12 protein-coding genes and 1 tRNA gene are annotated in these 17,499 nt (G+C 66.8%); 4 read left to right on the forward strand and 9 right to left on the reverse strand.

All coding sequences use genetic code 11. The features are described from left to right. The first annotated feature begins 312 nt into the window (after nucleotides 1-312). Complete coding sequence (locus QMK22_RS17325) at nucleotides 313-2,649, forward strand: putative bifunctional diguanylate cyclase/phosphodiesterase (RefSeq protein ID WP_283498904.1); 2,337 nt, start codon at nucleotides 313-315, stop codon at nucleotides 2,647-2,649. Between the two features lie 617 nt (nucleotides 2,650-3,266). Here the strand turns inward: QMK22_RS17325 and QMK22_RS17330 are convergent. From QMK22_RS17330 to galU, 4 genes are all read right to left on the reverse strand, one after another. Further along, nucleotides 3,267-3,342: transfer RNA gene (locus QMK22_RS17330), tRNA-Ala, on the reverse strand. Between the two features lie 539 nt (nucleotides 3,343-3,881). Continuing rightward, nucleotides 3,882-4,934: a hypothetical protein gene (locus QMK22_RS17335; protein WP_283498905.1), complete on the reverse strand. Its 1,053-nt coding sequence runs from the start codon at nucleotides 4,932-4,934 to the stop codon at nucleotides 3,882-3,884. A 123-nt stretch (nucleotides 4,935-5,057) separates the two neighbouring features. Continuing rightward, on the reverse strand, nucleotides 5,058-5,717 hold the full coding sequence (locus tag QMK22_RS17340; protein ID WP_283498906.1) for a GNAT family N-acetyltransferase: 660 nt from the start codon (nucleotides 5,715-5,717) through the stop codon (nucleotides 5,058-5,060). A 48-nt stretch (nucleotides 5,718-5,765) separates the two neighbouring features. Further along, nucleotides 5,766-6,659, reverse strand: coding sequence for a UTP--glucose-1-phosphate uridylyltransferase GalU (gene galU / locus QMK22_RS17345; RefSeq protein ID WP_283498907.1), 894 nt, complete (start codon nucleotides 6,657-6,659; stop codon nucleotides 5,766-5,768). Nucleotides 6,660-6,693: 34 nt separating this feature from the next. On the opposite strand from galU, the gene QMK22_RS17350 reads away from it, so the two are divergent. The 3 genes from QMK22_RS17350 (at nucleotide 6,694) to mscL (ending at nucleotide 8,264) form a co-directional block, all read left to right on the forward strand. Further along, entirely contained in the window at nucleotides 6,694-7,272 is a 579-nt protein-coding gene (locus QMK22_RS17350) for a 5-formyltetrahydrofolate cyclo-ligase (RefSeq protein ID WP_283498908.1), read from the forward strand. A 108-nt stretch (nucleotides 7,273-7,380) separates the two neighbouring features. Next, nucleotides 7,381-7,779, forward strand: a complete 399-nt coding sequence (locus QMK22_RS17355; protein ID WP_283498909.1) for an FmdB family zinc ribbon protein — start codon at nucleotides 7,381-7,383, stop codon at nucleotides 7,777-7,779. Nucleotides 7,780-7,829: 50 nt separating this feature from the next. Next, nucleotides 7,830-8,264, forward strand: coding sequence for a large conductance mechanosensitive channel protein MscL (mscL, locus tag QMK22_RS17360; RefSeq protein WP_283498910.1), 435 nt, complete (start codon nucleotides 7,830-7,832; stop codon nucleotides 8,262-8,264). A 120-nt stretch (nucleotides 8,265-8,384) separates the two neighbouring features. Here mscL and QMK22_RS17365 read toward each other — a convergent pair whose 3' ends face one another. The 5 genes from QMK22_RS17365 to QMK22_RS17385 all read right to left on the reverse strand — a co-directional run bounded on the left by QMK22_RS17365 (nucleotide 8,385) and on the right by QMK22_RS17385 (nucleotide 16,543). Then, nucleotides 8,385-9,032, reverse strand: a complete 648-nt coding sequence (locus QMK22_RS17365) for a phosphoribosyltransferase (protein ID WP_283498911.1) — start codon at nucleotides 9,030-9,032, stop codon at nucleotides 8,385-8,387. Nucleotides 9,033-9,063: 31 nt separating this feature from the next. Next, nucleotides 9,064-9,489 carry a pyridoxamine 5'-phosphate oxidase family protein gene (locus tag QMK22_RS17370; RefSeq protein ID WP_283498912.1) on the reverse strand — a complete coding sequence of 142 codons (426 nt, stop codon included), beginning with the start codon at nucleotides 9,487-9,489 and terminating at the stop codon, nucleotides 9,064-9,066. An 822-nt stretch (nucleotides 9,490-10,311) separates the two neighbouring features. Beyond that, on the reverse strand, nucleotides 10,312-14,112 hold the full coding sequence (locus QMK22_RS17375) for an AAA family ATPase (RefSeq protein ID WP_283498913.1): 3,801 nt from the start codon (nucleotides 14,110-14,112) through the stop codon (nucleotides 10,312-10,314). Nucleotides 14,113-14,192: 80 nt separating this feature from the next. Further along, entirely contained in the window at nucleotides 14,193-15,209 is a 1,017-nt protein-coding gene (locus tag QMK22_RS17380; RefSeq protein WP_283498914.1) for a magnesium and cobalt transport protein CorA, read from the reverse strand. Nucleotides 15,210-15,553: 344 nt separating this feature from the next. Beyond that, nucleotides 15,554-16,543: a hypothetical protein gene (locus QMK22_RS17385; RefSeq protein ID WP_283498915.1), complete on the reverse strand. Its 990-nt coding sequence runs from the start codon at nucleotides 16,541-16,543 to the stop codon at nucleotides 15,554-15,556. Between the last annotated feature and the right edge of the window lie 956 nt (nucleotides 16,544-17,499).

Here is a 17,499-nt window from a genome sequence, read left to right on the forward strand (position 1 = left end):
TCCCCCGCCCGCCCGCGAAGCCGACCGGGCCCGGGCCCGGAAACCAGGCCCACCTTATGAAAACCGTCCGAGCCCGCCCCGCCCGAGCAGGCCCACCTTATGCAACTGGGCCCACGATAGAACATGGGCCCAGTTGCATACCCTGGGCCCCGCCACCCCGCATCCGCTCCCGCACCCGCAAAACGGATGCCCGGGCCCGGGCCCGGAAAGCGGGCCCACCTTACGAAAACGGCGCCGCGCACTGGTACGTTCAAAGGGTGTGTCGGGCTGATTCCAGCGCTCCTTCCGGCATCACCACAGGTAAGGAACACCATGGCCGCATTCGGTAAGCCATCAGGCTCAGACGCAGTGCGGCAAGGCGGGTGGCGCGAGGCCGGGCGCACGCTCTTCCGACGTCCCGTCGGCGTTCTGCAGAGCACCCGATGGCTGGTGCTCTGGCTGGCAGTGCTGACACTGCTCTTCAGCGTGCCCGCCGTGTTTCCCGTGGTCCAAGATAATCCGATAGCCCTGCTCCTGGCTGCGGGAGCCACCCTCTTTCTGTGGGGCTCCTGGATTGTCAGTTATCTGCGACAGGGAGTTCCATTCGCGCTCGAGGTGCTCGACGCGGTGGCGATCACCGCATTCGCACTGGCAACCCCGTCTACCGCGGAAATAATCCCGCTCATTCTGGCAAGCGCTTGGCTGCGCACTCTCTACGGCACACCGTGGCGAACTGTGGCCCGCGGTGTGCTCTACACCGCAGCGCTGGCAGCCGTCACGGCGCTCTGGCCCCTTATTTCTCACCCAACCTTCGCGCCCGCGCCCGTTCGCCAAGCAGGACTCATCGCCATTGTGCTCCTGACCATCACGGTGTCGGCCCAATTGCGCACCGCGCTTCAGGCCTACGACTGGGCCAACGAGCGAGACCTTGAGCTCACTCGCACGGGTGCCAAGCTGCTCGGCATGACCGATCCCGACCTCATCCGCGCCTTGGCCTGGACAACGGCCAATCGGCTGGTCTCGACAACACCGGGGTTACGAGTGCTTAAAGTGCAGCGCGACGGCGACCTGATGCGCTTCGGCGCACGCACCGGCGACTTCGCCGCGCTCCCCGCTACGGTGCCACTCTCCGTTTTGGAACTCGCCGGCTTGGGCACAACGGATGCCCGCATCGTCGATACCGCGCCGCTGGACGCCGCAGTCGGCTCTCCCCTGGCGTGGGAGTGCATCTCTCTGACCGAACAGGCGGAACAAGCGTGGCTGCTGGTCGGCGCGCCCAAGCGCATCCCCGCCGGAATGGTGCTCTCCACCCGCAGCCTGGTCAACCAGGTGAATCTGGCATTGCGCAACAGCGACACGCACCATCAGCTCAAGGCGCAGGCACAATACGATGCGCTCACCGGTCTTGACAACCGGTTGTCGTTCAACACCAAACTCGCTGCAATCCTCAACCGGAATGAAACAACCGATTCGGTGCAGGTGCTCTTTCTTGATCTGGACGATTTCAAAGACGTCAACGACCATCTCGGGCACCGTGCCGGAGATGCCACGCTCGTCGAAGTAGCCGAGCGGCTGCGGCACTACACGCGCCCACTCGACGTGTGCGCGCGGCTTGGCGGCGACGAATTCGCTATCGTGCTGCAGGGCACGACCACGGACGAGGCCACCCTCATCGCCCAACGGATGGTCCAGGCGCTGTCGGCACCGGTCGTCGTGGAAGGACGTGCTGTGCGGGTGGGCGCCAGCGTGGGCGTGGCGATGGCCACCGTCGGCATCGACCTTGACGACCTCGTGCATCAGGCCGACGTGGCCATGTACGCAGCAAAGGCTAACGGTAAGGGGCAGGTGCAGGTGTTTCAGCTCGGCCTGCTGCAATGCGGTTCGGCGCCGGTATCGTTCGAACGCCAGTTGAGCCATGCCGCCGAAGCCGGTGAACTCGAGGTGCACTACCAGCCGATCGTGTCACTGACGGACCTGGTGTGCACGGGAGCCGAGGCTCTCGTGCGCTGGAACCACCCGGAGCGCGGTCTGCTGCTCCCCGGGGAGTTCCTCGAACTGGCCGAAAGTTCTGGTTCCATCCTCGGGCTGGGAGCCTTCGTACTGAAGAACGCCTGCGCCGAAGCCGCCAACTGGCCGGATGCACGACCGGGCATTCCGACGACCGTGCACGTGAACATCTCGGCGCGTGAGCTGGAGAGCGTCAACTTTGTCGACTCGGTGCTGGGATGTCTGACGGACAGCGGACTGCCCGCCAACTCGCTGGTGCTCGAGCTGACCGAAACCGTGGCCCTGCAGTCGGCGGCGGCCGCCGACCGGCTGCAAGCGTTGGCGACCCACGGCATCCAGATTGCAATGGATGATTTCGGCACCGGCTACTCATCGCTGTCGATGCTGCGTTCACTGCCGATCACCGTGGTGAAGCTCGATTCGAGCTTCGTGGGTGGAGCGCTGACCAACTCGGTCGATCGCAGTGTGCTGGAAGCCATCGTGCAGATGAGCGAGAAGCTGGGCATTGAAACCATTGCGGAGGGAGTGGAGCGCCTCGACGAGCAGCAGCTGCTGGCGCAGATCGGCGCCGATTCGGCTCAGGGATACCTCTATTCTGCGGCCGTCCCCGCGGCAGTGCTGCGCGCCTGGCTCATGGAGTCCGACCTCGCCGGCGTTCGCTGAGCGAGCCCAAACCGGGTCGGCCTCGCCGGCGGTCGCCTCGGAGCGCACTCGCCGGAAGCTACCGGGCCCGGGCCCGGAAAGCCGGCCCACCTTAGGACGGCGGGTACGCGCGGGGATACCTGTCGAGCACGACGAATGCAACGTCGCGCGCTCTCTGCGATCAGGCGGGCCCACCCTATGCAACCGGGCCCACGATAGATCATGGGCCCGGTTGCACAACCTGGGCCCGGGCACGCAGGATGCCCCGAGACAGTTTCCGGGCCCGGGCCCGGTCGCTGGGCCCACCTTAGAAACGGGACCTACCGGTTTCGGGGCACGGAATGCGGGCCAACATTCGGAATCGCGACACACCGAGTTTCCGGGCCCGGGCCCGGAAAGCGGGCCCACCTTAGGGAATTGGACCTATCTGGTTTCGGGCCTGGGACGCATGCCCGACGTGGCACAGGGCTACCGAGTTTCCGGGCCCGGGCCCGGGTGATTGGGGCAGGGACGGTTTGGTCGGGGGCGGGCAGGCCGCATTCTGCGTGCGCCGTGGGCTGATGCACGAGCGTGGCGGCAACCAAAAAGGCCGCCAGACGGGGATAAAATCCCGGTCAGGCGGCCTTTCCTTGTGCAGGTGGTGGAGCTAAGGAGATTCGAACTCCTGACCTTCTCATTGCGAACGAGACGCGCTACCAACTGCGCCATAGCCCCAAACTGCCTTTGAAGAATATCACGCCTCGGAGCCATACCCCGACACCGCGTCGCGCGCCCGCAGCAAACGGCAGTGCGAGCAGCAAGCGGATGCCTCGCGCGGCCCAGCAGCGCGCGGCCCAGCGCCAGCGGCCCAGCGCCAGCAGCACGGCCCCGCTACGCGCAGCCCAACAACGCGCGGCCCCACAACGCGCGGCGCAGCAGCGGCCCGTCGGAACGAGCGTGCGCGTCCCAGCGCCAGCAGCACGGCCCCGCTACGCGCAGCCCAACAGCGCGCGGCCCCACAACGCGCAGCCCAACAACGCGCAGCCCAACAACGCGCGGCGCAGCAGCGGCCCGTCGGAACGAGCGTGCGCAGCCCAGCAGCGCAGCCCCACAGCGCGCGGCCCGACAACGCACGGCCCCGCAACGCGCGGCCCCACAGCGCGCGGCCCGACAACGCGCGGCCCGACAACGCGCGGCCCCGCAACGCGCGGCCCCGCAGCTCGGACGCGCGACCATTTTCGAATCGTGCAGGTCGTCGAGACGGTCCTGCCGAACTAGACGGCGCGGCGACGACGCAGCACGGCGTCGAGGTCGGTCATACCCGGCTCGGTCTCGCCCACGATACCCATCGACGCGAATCGACTCGGCACCGCAGCAACGCCCGACGACGCACCAGCAGGAGCCCCGACGACACCAGTACCAGCACCACCAGTACCAGCACCAGCACCAGCAGCACCAGCACCAGCACCAGCACCAGCACCAGCAACACCAGCACCCACACCAGCAGCCCGCACAATCGGCGTCACCACCCGGTTGGCCTCCTCGGCCAGCGCGGCCGCGCGACGCGCCACCTCCGCCTCGGCAGCGGCCTTCCGCAGCTGGTTGGCCGCTTCGACGCTGGCCATCGCCGTCTGCGCAATGGATCCGCGCGAAAGGTGCAGCGCCCGCGGCACCGGCTGCGGCGTCCAGGTCACCGCCGCCACCGGAGTCTCCTCCAGCTGCACGGGTTCAAAGGGCTGGCCGATCAGCACGGGCAGCCGCACCGGGGCATCCACCCGCACAACCCGGGCGGAGCGCGCCACCGTGGCCAGTCGGCCGAGCACACCGAACGCGGCCACCATCACAACGCCGCCACCGACCAGCGCCGTGAACGACCCCGCCAGAGCGGCAAAAACACCAGAAACGGTCAGCACGAAGCCGACCAGAAGAATCAGCGAGACCAGGCCACGAAACCGGCGCAGACGCCGAAGTTTCGTCACCGGCGCCTCGGGCACACGCGGCGCGGCCGCAGCGGCCACCGCGGCGGCGGCACGGCGCACCGAAGTGGCCGCATCCGCTACCGCTTGCGCTTCGTCCCGCTCGGCCTGCTCGGTGCGCGCCAGCAGACGCTGCTGCTCGGCCACAGTGCGTGCACTCGCTTCGAGCCGCACCTGCTGCGGAACCTCAGCCGTTTCCGCCAGAATGCGCAGTGTCTGCTGCAATCTCACCGCATTTCGTTCGGTTGCCTGGTACTGCTTGCGGCGCGACCAGGTGGGCATCAGATAGGCGACCCAGAGCACGGCAGCCACCGCCACCATGACCCCGCCACCCAATGCCTCATTACTCATGTTGACAACGGTAGGAGGCGCTGGCACATCCGAGTGTTATTAGCCGTGGTGTGTCACCGAGATTTATACCGTGTTTCCACCCCCGAACAGGGAAAATCACCCGAACGGGCAAAATCGCGTCGGTCATCGGGTGATGACGGGCAGCGGATGCGCGGCCGACTCCAGATCTGCCGCGGTGACGCGCGCGGCATCCGCTGGCACCAGGCCATCCTGCCAGCGGCGCATGACGCCCTGGCTGAGCTCTTCGGCGACCAAACCGAAGCAGAAGTGGTCGCGCCAGTCCCCATTGATATGGATATACCGGCGCCGCAGACCCTCATACCGAAAGCCGAGTTTCTCGACCACGCGCAGGCTGGCCTTGTTCTCGGGACGAATGCAAATTTCCATGCGATGCAGGCCCAGCTGATAAAAGCAGTAGTCGGTCGCCAGCGCCACGGCGGTGGGCGTCACCGACTGGCCGGCAAACTTCTCGCTCACCCAGTAGCCAATGGTCGCCGACGACAGCGATCCCCAGGTGATCGACGACACGTTGAGCTGGCCGGCCAGCTCACCGTTCTGTTCCACGATAAAGGGCAGCCCGTTGCCCGTCCGCGAGTGAATCAACAGACTGCGGATGCTCGCGCGAGTGTCGAATGACATCGGCGCGTAGGGGTTGGTGGCCTCCCATTTGCGCAGCCAGGAGCGGTTCGCCAGCAGTTCGCCCTCGAGCGTGCGCGCATCGCGCAAGCGGATGGGGCGCAGGGTGACGGCCCCCTCATGGAGGGTGGGAATAGCGATTGGCACGGTTGCCCTGTCTGTCGTGGGCTCAACGCCCGGTGTGGCTGGAGCTGGTCAGTCGAGCGTGGCGACGAATTCGTGCAGCCACGGCTTGAGGTCCGGACCGAGATCGTCCCGGTCAACGGCCAGCTGCACGATGGCCTTGATGTAGTCGAGCCGGTCGCCGGTGTCGTAGCGACGCCCGCGAAAGATCAGGCCGTACACGCCGCCGGTGGTCTCGGGGTCGACGGCCATCTCCTGCAGCGCGTCGGTGAGCTGAATCTCGTTGCCCTTGCCCGGAGCGGTGTGCTCGAGCACGTCGAAGACCTCGGGGCGCAGCACATAGCGGCCGATGATGGCGAGGTTGGAGGGGGCATCCGCTGCGCTGGGCTTTTCGACCAGGCCGGTGATGCGCACGACGTCGGGGTCATCGGTCGCCTCGACCGCGGCCGCGCCGTACATGTGGATCTGGGAAGGGTCCACCTCCATCAGGGCGACGATGCTCGTGTTGCGTTTCACCTGCTCGTCGATCATCTTCGTCAGCAGCGGGTCACGGGCATCGATGATGTCGTCACCGAGCAGCACCGCGAAGGGCTCGTTGCCCACGTGCATGCGCGCACGCAGCACGGCGTGGCCGAGACCGCGCGGATCGCCTTGGCGTACATAGTGGATGTCGGCGAGCTCGTTCGACTCCCGCACCCGAGCAAGCCGGGTCTGATCGCCCTTGCGTTCCAGCATCGCTTCGAGCTCGGTCATGCGGTCGAAATGGTTTTCGAGGGCGTTCTTGTTGCGACCGGTCACCATCAGTACGTCGCTGAGGCCGGCCGCGACGGCTTCCTCGACGACGTATTGAATGGCGGGCTTATCAACGACGGGAAGCATCTCCTTCGGCATGGCCTTGGTCGCCGGGAGGAAGCGCGTTCCGAGTCCAGCAGCGGGAATGACGGCTTTAGTTATCGGGGTACCCATGGGCACTAGGTTAGCGGCAAGTAGGATGCCTTATATGGACTCCGACATAGCTCATCGAAAGCGTGCGCTGCGAGCGGAACTGCGCGAACGCCGTCAAAACATGACCTCTTCGGAACGCGAGGCCGCGACGACGGGTCTCACCGAAAACCTGAAAAGCGTGGTGAACGGCCTGTCCGCACGGTCGATCTCCTGCTATTTATCCTCGTACAACGAACCTGACACCCGACCGTTTGTGAACTGGGCCACGGCAGAGGGCATCCGCATTCTGTTTCCGATCTCCCGTGAAGACGGCCTGTTGGATTGGACCGTCGGCGACGGCGACGAGGAATTCACCGGCATTTCCGGCGTGCCCGAGGCGGTCGGCACGCTGCTGGGCCCGATCGCCATCAACGACGTGGACCTCATCATTGTTCCAGCGGCAGCCATCGACGAGTCCGGCCTGCGCATGGGCTGGGGCCGCGGCTACTTCGACAAGACCCTGGGCTCGATGGAGAAATGCCCACCGGTCTATGCCGTCGTGTTCGACAGCGAATACCTGCAGGAAGTGCCCCGCGAAGTGCACGATCAGCCGGTCAACGGCATCGTGACGCCCACCCGGATCATCACCGTCTAACGGTCTTTTTACCCGCCCGACCCCCCTTCTGAACGCACGAAGGCGCGCGGACGCATAACCTTAGTTCTGGCAGGTGTTTGCCTGTCTGCTCAACCAGCTGGAGATGCAGTGCCTACCTACTCTTACCGTTGCACCGCGTGCGATACCGCCTTCGACATCCAGCAGGCCTTCACCGACCACTCGCTCACGGTGTGCCCGACCTGCCAGGGAAAACTGCGCAAGGTGTTCTCCTCGATCGGCGTGACGTTCAGCGGATCCGGCTTCTACAGCAACGACTCGAAGTCCGACTCGAAGCGGTCGAACCCCAACCTCGACCGCAAGCCGAGCGACAAGAGCGACTCGTCGAGCAAGCCCTCCGAGAGCAAGTCCGAGAGCAAGTCCGAGAGTAAGTCCGACAGCAGCGCACCCGCCAAGAAGGACAGCTCCTCGTCCTCCAGCTCGTCGTCCACGTCCAGCTCCAGTTCCACCTCCTCGTCCAGTTCCGTTCCGGCCGCAAAAACGTCGTAGCCCCCGGGCGCTGACCCTGCGGTCTCCTCGTCACCCATTTGGAGCATCCCATGATCAACGGTTTCAAAGAATTCATCATGCGCGGCAATGTCATTGACCTTGCCGTCGCCGTGGTCATCGGCACCGCGTTCACCGCGCTCGTCACCGCGATCGTCACGAACGTGTTTAATCCCCTGATCGCCGCAATCTTCAGTGCCGAATCCCTTGACAACACCCTCGTCGTTCCGCTCCCCGGCGGAGACGGCATCCGGTTCGGCGCCGTCATTGGCGCGATCATTGCCTTCCTGCTGGTCGCCGCGGTCGTCTACTTTGTCGTCGTGCTGCCGCTCAACAAGCTCAAGGAGCGCCAGGATCGTCGCCGCTCGGCAGGCGTGCCCTCCGAAATCGTCGAGGATCCCACGACCGAGCTCGACCTGCTCACCGAGATTCGCGACTTGCTGGCCAAGAACGCGGCCACCGACCAGGGCCCCAAGCACACCGCCTAGACCACGGCCGGGCTGAGGGCCTCGGGGACTGCGGTAAAAAACTGTAAATGGCCTCGGACTTTTTTACGACGCGCCGCGCACCGCGTCGGCCCATGCGGCATATCGCAATTTTCTCCGACTTTAGCGTCGCTCACCGGCGCCGTGTTCATCGAGCAGCCGGATCACCTCGTCCTCACTGGTCGGGGAGAAATCCTCGTAGTAGTGGCCGACGGCGCTCAACTGCCGAGGTGCGTTCACGCAAATGACCTCGTCGGCGCCCGGCAGATTGCCACTGGCATCGGCCGGCGCGACCGGCACGCCCACAATCACCGAGGCGGCTCCCAACTGGCGGGCCACCGCGCACGCCACCCGTGCGGTCGAGCCCGTGGCAATGCCATCGTCGACGATGACCGCGATTCGACCGGTCAGGTCGATGCGTGTGCGACCCTTCCGGTACCGGGCCACCCGGGCATCGAGCTGCACCCGCTCTCGGTGCTCGACGTCACGAAGTTGCTCCTCGGTGACTCGCGTCATCGAGAGCACCTCGCTGTTGAGCACCCGAAACCCGCCCTCACCGATGGCCCCCATCGCCAGTTCGGGCTGCACCGGCACCCCCAACTTGCGCACCACGATCACGTCCAACGGCGCACCCAACTCGGCCGCTACCTCGGCGGCCACGGGAAGACCGCCGCGGGGAAGACCGAGGATCACCACATCTTGTCCGCGCAGATACTCCAGCTGTTCCGCCAGTTGGCGGCCGGCGTCAATCCGATCGGCGAATACGACCATCGTTTCGACCTCCGCAAAAATCAGTATCGCGCTAGTAGCGGTCGGGCTCGGGGCCGCGCTGAAAGCGACGGCCCTGGATCTCGGTCGGGACGATCTCCACGTAAATGTATTTCAGAGTCGGGGCCAGCGGGCGCAGCGGCAACTGATCGGCGGCATCGATCTCGGACCGCTTCTCGAGGATGCGCGCGGTTCCCTTGACGACGACGCTCCACGCCTCCTCGACACCAACGCCATCCGTCTCAAACGCCACGTGGTTATTGACCGTGAGTTCAAGCAGCTTGGTGCCCTCGGCAGTGCGAAACACCAGCCGCCGGTCCGCGGCGATGAAGTTCACGGGAAAGATGTCGGGAATACCGGCGACACTGACCGCGAGGCGGCCCAAATCGCCCGAGAGCAACGCGTCCCAGCTTTCGTCCTCGGTGAGAATGCGGATCTCTTTGACGTCGTCGATGTCCATACTTCATCGTGGCACGACGCAGCGCAAACGGGAACGACGAGGCGAGTCAAATCTTCGGTTGCTCTCGCCGGAAAACCTGGCGGCAAACCACCGAAAAGGTATCCTAGGACTGGAGTCAACGATGACCGAATCTCATGACCAAACCCTGATCGCGACGATCGCGTAGCCGGCCGCACGTAGCCTCGGACGATTTCGCGACACGCCGCGCCGGGTGTTGGGCACGCGGCGGGTCGCGATTTTCTCCGAGATTAGCGACGTTGTATCACCGGTTTCTACGTAACCGCGCGCTCGGAACGAGTCTTGCGAGCAATTACCAGTGCGGGGGGCGGTCCTGCCGCAAGCGGGCGTCGTTCGCGCTCGGCAGGCTGCCAACGGATGCGACGCCCCCCTCCTCGCGCAGCACCGGCGGGTGCGGGTTCGGGTCGGTGTCGGGCGCCGGCATCAGCTTGGCGCGGCGGGCCCGGCCCGCGGCCTTCACGATCGGCTGACGGACCGTGCCAAGGCGCGGCGGGTCAGCGGGTGTGTCACGAGCTCCAGGCTCGGCAGTTCGTTCGGCAGCTTGATCGGCCGCAGGCTCGGTAGCTTGATCGGCCGCGCGCTCGGCCGCGCGCTCGGCCGTAGGCTCGGCCGTAGGCTCGGCCGTAGGCTCGGCCGTAGGCTCGGCCGTAGGCTCGGCCGTAGGCTCGGCCGTAGGCTCGGCCGTAGGCTCGGCCGTAGGCTCGGCCGCAGGCTCGGCCGCAGGCTCGGCCGCAGGCTCGGCCGCAGGCTCGGCCGCAGGCTCGGCCGCAGGCTCGGCCGCAGGCTCGGCCGGGTGATCGGCGGTCACGCGCCGGGGCGCTTGGGCAGGGTGGTGGGAGCATCACCGGTGGCCGTGTGCCGGGGCGCGGCATCCTGGGCACGCACCCCGGCGATCGCGGCCACGCGCGCTGCGACGGCATCGGGGTTGCTGAACAGCTCGAAGCTGTGCACGCGCAGATAGTGCCAGCCGAGGCGACGCAGCACTTCGGGGCGCAGCCGCAGCGACTCGCGCAGGCTCGCGCGGCCGACGACGGCATCCGTTTCAACCACGATGGCCCGGGTGCCATACGAGGCGGCGAGGGCGAGCTTGCCGCGGTGGCCGAGCCGCACGGTGAGGCCAAGCTTTTCGAGGCGACCGCCGAGGTCCACGAGCATGGCTTCGCTGGCGTCGGGAACCTGCACCTCGTCGCGGCGGGCTTCGGTCTCGCTGAGCACCTGGGACAGGGCGAGGATGCCGTGGCGCTGGCGGTCCTCGTCGATATCGGCGGGGCGAAAGCACGACACGATGTCCAGCGCCCGCCGGGCCCGGGTCATGCCGATGGCGAGCAGGCGTTCGCCGCCGGGCTCGCCGAGCGAGCCGAAGTTCGACAGCAGGCGACCGTGCGGGGTGCGGCCGTACCCGATCGAGAAGATGACCCGGTCGCGGCTTTGCGCCACGGCCTGCTCGAGGGTGAGCACCGTGAACGGTTCGCTGCGGTCTTTAAGAATGAAATCGGAGAGGTCGGTGCGCTTGGCGAACGCGGCGAGCACGGCCTGCTGCACGCGCACGGCGTGCCGGGTGCTCGCGGTGATCACCATGAGCGATTCCCGCGGACGCTTCGAGGCGTGGTCGAGCACGAGGTCAACGACCTTCACGACCTCCGCGTCAACACTCTCGATGGCGCCACTGTCGGCGTCGGGCATGCCGCGGCCACCGGCCACATAGTTAATGGTGAGGCTGCCGTGGCCGAGAAAGCTGCCGGCCCAGGGTAGCGAGTCGATGCGTCCGCCGTAGAAGCGGTGGTTGACCAGCTCGGCGAGGTCTTCACCGCCGGCCCGGTAGCTGCGGGTGAGGGTGAGCGTGGGCAGCAACTCGCCCAGTCGGGCCAGGGCCGAGTCGGCGTGCAGGGCATCGACCGACACGTCGGGCGCTGCGGCCTCTCCCGTGCCGGCGGTCTCGCCCGAGCCGGCGATGCCGGTCGTAAACGATGACGGGGTCTGGGTAACCGGGTCGCCGAACGCCACAATCTGGCGGCCACGACGAATCGCGCCCACGTTTTCGGCCAGGGTGGTGGCACCGGCATCCACGAGCAGAACGGTGTCGAACGTGATCTGGTCGCTGATTCCAGCGATTTCGTAGGGCGAGGCCAGCCAGACCGGCGCGAGCACCCGGCCGAGGTGCGGTGCCACCTCGTTGAGGCGGGCGGGGGTGGCACGGTCGGCACGCAGCAGGCGGCGCAGTTGGTCGGCCTCCTCCGGAAAGTCGACGACGCCGATCTTCCAGGTTTCGGCGAGCAGCCAGGCCAACAACTGACCGGTAGCGGATGCGTGCGCCTCGTCGACCAGTTTGAAGTCGGCCTCGAGTCGGTCCAGTACCTGCGTGTTGGCGCCGAGCAGCGCCCGGTCACTCGTGAGCATGATTTCGAGCACGGACTGCCACCAGGCCAGCTCAAGCTCGGCGGCCACATTCTCTTCCGACACGTGCCGCTCGGAGAGGTCGGTCATGAGCGGGTCGAGGTTGTGCTCGCGCAGCGTGGCCAGCAGGGCGGTGCGCTCGTGCAGGTTGGCGAGCACCTCGCTCTCGGCGGCGAGTCCGCTGATCATCGAGACCAGTTCGCCGATCTCGCGCCCGGCCAGAACGCGCGGGGTGCCCGTGGTGCCCAGCGGAATATCGAGCAGGCTGAGGTCTTCAGAGACGCGTTGGAAAGCCACGTGCACGTCGTTGATGCCCACCGGAACCTCGGGGGTGACGCCGGCGGCCGCGTAGCGCTGCCAGAGGGTGCGCTGCTGTTGGATGCGGCGCAGGCTGTCGTTCATGTCGTTGACGCGCACGCCGGGGCGCTGGTATTCATCGGCGAGTTTGCGCAACCGGCGACGACTGGCGGAGTTCATCTCCGGCGATTCCCGGCGCGAAGCCGTGGCGGCGATCAGCTCGGTGAGGGACCGGTCGAAGACGCCGGGCTGAAACTTGTCGAGGGTTTCGCGAATGTCCAGCAGCAGGCGCAGGTAGATGCCGAGCTCGTTGATGGTCTCGAACGGGCGCAACCGGGTCTGGCCGATCAGGCCGTTGGCACGTTCCAGCAGGCGCGGCAGTTCAATCTGGTTGATGCGTTTGGCGAGCTGGTGCGAGTTGGAGGCATCCGCTGTGGAGGTGAACGAGGCACCGTACCAGGGCGAGTCGCCGGGGCCGTAGCGAAATTCGCCGAGGATGGCGGCCTTGATCAGGGTGTTGGCGGCGGTCGAACGGGAGTGCGCGAGCAGTTCGAGGGCGTGCCGGTCGAGGCGCGCGGTGGTCGAGGGCGGTTCGGGCAGCTGGGCCAGGCGCGCAAGCTCACCGAGCGCGTCGAGCACCGACACCCCGAGGGCCGGATCACGCCGGGTGAGCGCCGAGCGGTAGTCGAGTAGCACCTTGCGCAGGCGCACGAGGGCGTCATCGACGTCGCCGACCCGCGGCTGCACTGCCTTCTCGTTGCGGGTGATGGAGGCGATCAGGTCGCGGCGCAGGCTGCGCGGGCTCACGGCGATGCCGGGCAGCCCCACCTGAACGAGCCGGCCGCGAATGCCGTCGAGGCTGGAACGGCGGGCGCTCACCACGAGCACCCGCTTGTGCTGCGCCACGAGGGAGCCGATCGCGTTGACGATGGTCTGGGTGCCGCCGGTGCCGGGCAGCGTCTTCACGACGAGCGAGTTGCCGGCCGCGATCTGCGCCACCACGTTCTCCTGCTCGGGGTCGGCGTCGCCGAGCAGCGTGTCGGTGGCCGGCGGGCGGGCATCCTGACCGATCGGAACCACCGGGTTGTAAGCGGTCTCAATATTGCGGCGGGCGGTGGCGTTGCCGGCGACGGCATCCAGCAGCGGATGCTCGAGCACCGACGCGTCGACGGCCAACGCCCGTCCTACATCGGCAAAGCTCGACACGACCAGGCGCGGCACGACGTTGAACCGGGGCAGGTGCGAGGTGAGGCCACGCAACCGGTCAATGACGGGCTGCGGCTTGAACGCACCGTTGGTTACGGCGAGCGCCACGAAGGCGTCGGCGTCGAGCACGATCTGAAACTGGTCTTTCAGGGCGCGAGCCAGCTCGGGATTGAGAAAGGGCTGGCCCTTGAGCTTGAGTTCGTAGTCGCGACCGTAGCGGCGAATGGCGAGGGGGCGCAGCAGCACCGGAGCGCTGTAGTCCACGTCCTGATAACGCCACTCGGCGAGGCCGATAGCGAGGTTGACCGATTCGATGCCGCGCATGGAGCGCAGTTCGATGCCCTTCTGGGTGATCTCGTTCGCGGCCAGGCGGGCGTTGCGCAGGGCGAGTTCGTCGCGGATGAGGTTGGACAGCAGGGTGGTCTTGCCGATGATGAACTGCGGCAGGCCGCCGGGATGGGTGGCGCTGAGTTCGATGCGGGTGCGGGCTTCGTCGGTGAAGTGCAGCAGCGGGGATCGGCCGCCGAGGGCGGCGAGTTCGTCACGCCAGCGTTGCCAGACCGGCTCAGCAATGTTGCCAGCGATGAAGGCCGGGTCGCCCAGACTGAGGTTGTGCGGACTGGTCACGTTTTTCGGGTCGTCAGGAGAAACGTTCGGGTACTTGGAAAGCACGTCGTCGTCGTCTTGTTTTCTATCGAGGTGCCACACAGGCCTACCCTAATTGGCAAACCACCGAATTGCCCTGAGGTCGCCGGGGTTTCGCGCGTTTGTGGCGCAATTTGCCGGGCTCAGAGCCAGCCACGACGTTTGAACACGCTGTACAGGGTGAACCCCATGGCGAGCATCAGGGCGATCGCAAATGGGTAGCCGAGCGGCCAGTGCAACTCGGGCATGAGGTCAAAGTTCATGCCGTAAACGGTGCCAACGAGGGTGGGCGCGAAGAGGATGGCCGCCCAGCTGGAGATCTTCTTCACCTCCTCGCTCTGCGCGAGGCTCGTCTCCGACAGGTGCCGCATTTCGTCGTTCTGGCGTTGGCCCACCAGGGTGCTGTGCACGGTGAGGGCGTTCTGCAGCAGTTGGCGAAAAGCGTCGCCGCGTTCGACGACGCGCAGGGTGTGGTCGAGCACGTCGCGCAGGTGCCGGTGAAGTTCGAGATCCACGTTGTATTTGTCGAAGCCGCGCTGCATCGCTTCAAACATGGTCACGAGCGGCTGCGTGGCCCGCTGAAATTCGATCACCTCACGGGAGAGGGCGTAGATGCGCCGGCTCACCTCGGGGTCGCCGTCGAAGAGCTGGTCTTCGATCTCGTCGATGTCGTTCTCGAGGCCGGCCACGACCGGCTCATACTCGTCGACGACCTGGTCGAGAATGGCGTAGAGCACGGCTTCCGGGCCGAGGGCGAGCAGGTGCGGGGTGCCTTCCATCCGCTCGCGTACCTGGGCCAGGTTGGGCGATTCGGCATGGCGAATGGTGACCACAAAGTCCGGACCGACGAACACGTGCAGCTCGCCGAACTCCACGCGCTCGTCGTCGTCCACGTAGCGGGCCGGGCGCAGCACCACGAACAGAATGTCACCGTAGCGCTCAATCTTCGAGCGCTGGTGGCCCTTGAGGGCGTCTTCGACGGCGAGGGCGTGCAGGCTGAACTCGCTCGCCACGGCCCGCACTTCGGCCTCGCTCGGCCGGTACAGTCCAATCCAGGCGAAGCCCGTGTTGTGCTTCAGCGCCTCAAAGGTGGCATCGAGGCTCGGCGGCGTGGCCACCCGGTGCCCGTCCACGTACACCGCGTTGTCCACCAGCGCCATTGGTTCTCCTTGCTCGATCTCCCAGTGTGCCACTGCCCGGGGCCGCGCCCGGACACGTCGCGCCGCGCCGGGTTGCGGCGCTGCCGGCGGGCAACGGGCATCCGTTTCACGGTGCGCGGGAGCTGCGCTGCTACGCGGGAGGTGCAACTCCCGCGCACCAGCGCAAGTCCCGCGCAGCTCGTGCCACGGAGATCCAGGTCGACCCAGAACTCCCGCGCACCAGCGCAAGTCCCGCGCAGCTCGTGCCACGGAGATCCAGGTCGACCCAGAACTCCCGCGCACCAGCGCAAGTCCCGCGCAGGCCAATGGGCCAATGGGCCGAACGGGCCGCGCGCCCACCGAGGCTACGATTGCGGGCGTTCGAGGCCGCGCAGGACGCGCTGCGCATCTGGCTGCAATCCGAGCTCGAGCAGCCGGCGGCGCAGCGGATACTGGCTCATCCCGACGGAGGCCGGCCAGCGAGTGAATCCGTGCACCTGCCGCCGGATACCGTCTTCACGCAGTTTCTCGTCGTAGTGCACCTGCTCGGGAGAGCGCCCCGACAGAAATTCTGGGTTGAAGTATTTTTCGCGCCCGTCGCATTCCCCCACACCGTCGATCTCGTGCCAGTAGAAGTCGGTCTCGCACTTCTTGCCGTCGACCACGAACTGATGTTGCAATTCCGGCTCAGGAAATCCGCTCAGGGCAATGTTCACTCGACTGGCCGATTCCGCCGGCGACCCGGAGAGATGCGTCCCGAACTGGATGATCGCTCGAGCGCGGCGGGAACCGCGGAAGGGCAGCATCCGCTCAAGGGTAGCCAAGAGTGCATCTTTGGTGGTGAGAGTGGGCGTGCGTCCGAACCGGTCCTGATAGAGCGCACGGTCCACCAACGCCACGGCAGATTTGAGATCGAGGATCGCGGCGAGATCAACCACCGTACGCTCGATAGTCGTGACGAATAGTCCGTCGACGGTTGTGACGTCGCGGGCGTCGACGCCGAGGGCATGGCGGCGGATGCCCGGATCCGAGCGTCCGCCCGTGGCTCGTTCGGTCAGCAGATGCACCTCGCTCGGCCACCCGATGAGCATCGGCAGTCCCCAGAACACGGCCGCCGATTGATGGCTGAGCACCACCTGACCACGACGGATGAGGGCGGCCCCCCGCACCCGGATGAGGTAGCGCTGGTCCTCGCGCAACTCGTTCCAGCGCGCACGGGAATAGTACAGGCCGCGGCTCACCCGCTGCAGTCGGCTCCGAGCTTCTTCCCGGCGCAGGCGAAAATCGGCGCCGAGAGCACTGGCCAGATCAGAGGTGAGGATGAGGCCGTCGCCCGGGTCGGTACTTGTGCGCATTCGGGGGCTCAGGCTGTGCCTCGGACTCGAGATCGGGGTCGGGCTCGGGCTCGGGGTCGGGCTCGGGGTCGGGGTCGGGCTCGGGGTCGGGGTCGGGGTCGGGCTCGGGGTCGGGCTCGGGCTATCGACGGGGTCGAGGCTGGGCGAGGACATGCAGCCAGAATGCCCGGACGGCGAACGCTGCGGGAAGAGGATCTCCACTCTGGCGGATATCCGGCGTCGTACCGGGCTGTGGAGGATGCCCGCGCGGCGGGCATCCATTTCACGGCGCGCGGGAGATGCGCCAGTGCGCGGGAGGTAGAACTCCCGCGCACTGGCGCAACACCCGCGCAGGGCAAACCCCCGGGGACACCCCGCCGCAGGAAGTCCCGCGCACCGGCGCAACACCCGCGTGGCGCATGCCGCGCGCGTGCCGGCCCAGCCACAACTCCCGCGCACTGGCGCAAGTCCCGCGCAGGCAACACCACGGGGACACCCCGCCGCAAGAACTCCGCGCGGCGGGCATCCATTTCACAGCGCGCGGGAGATGCGCCAGTGCGCGGGAGGTAGAACTCCCGCGCACCGGCGCAACACCCGCGCAGGGCAAACCCCCGGGGACACCCCGCCGCAGGAACTCCCGAGCACCGGCGCAACACCCGCGTGGCGCGTGCCGCGCGCGTGCCGGCCCAGCCACAAGTCCCGCGCACTGGCGCAAGTCCCGCGCAGGGCAACACCACGGGGACACCCCGCCGCAGGAACTCCGCGCGGCGGGCATCCATTTCACAGCGCGCGGGAGATGCGCCAGTGCGCGGGAGGTAGAATTCCCGCGCACCGGCGCAAGTCCCGCGCACCCTCTGCGTCAAGCTGGTTGTGAGTCAGTTCACGATCAGTCGGAGGCAGGGAAATGTCTATTAGTTCAGGATTCACCGCGGCGGAGATACGCGAGTTCGTGCATGAATATCAGCTGGTGCCGTTTG

Origin of the sequence: Cryobacterium sp. PH29-G1, assembly GCF_030063365.1 — a bacterium.
Lineage (GTDB): Bacteria > Actinomycetota > Actinomycetes > Actinomycetales > Microbacteriaceae > Cryobacterium.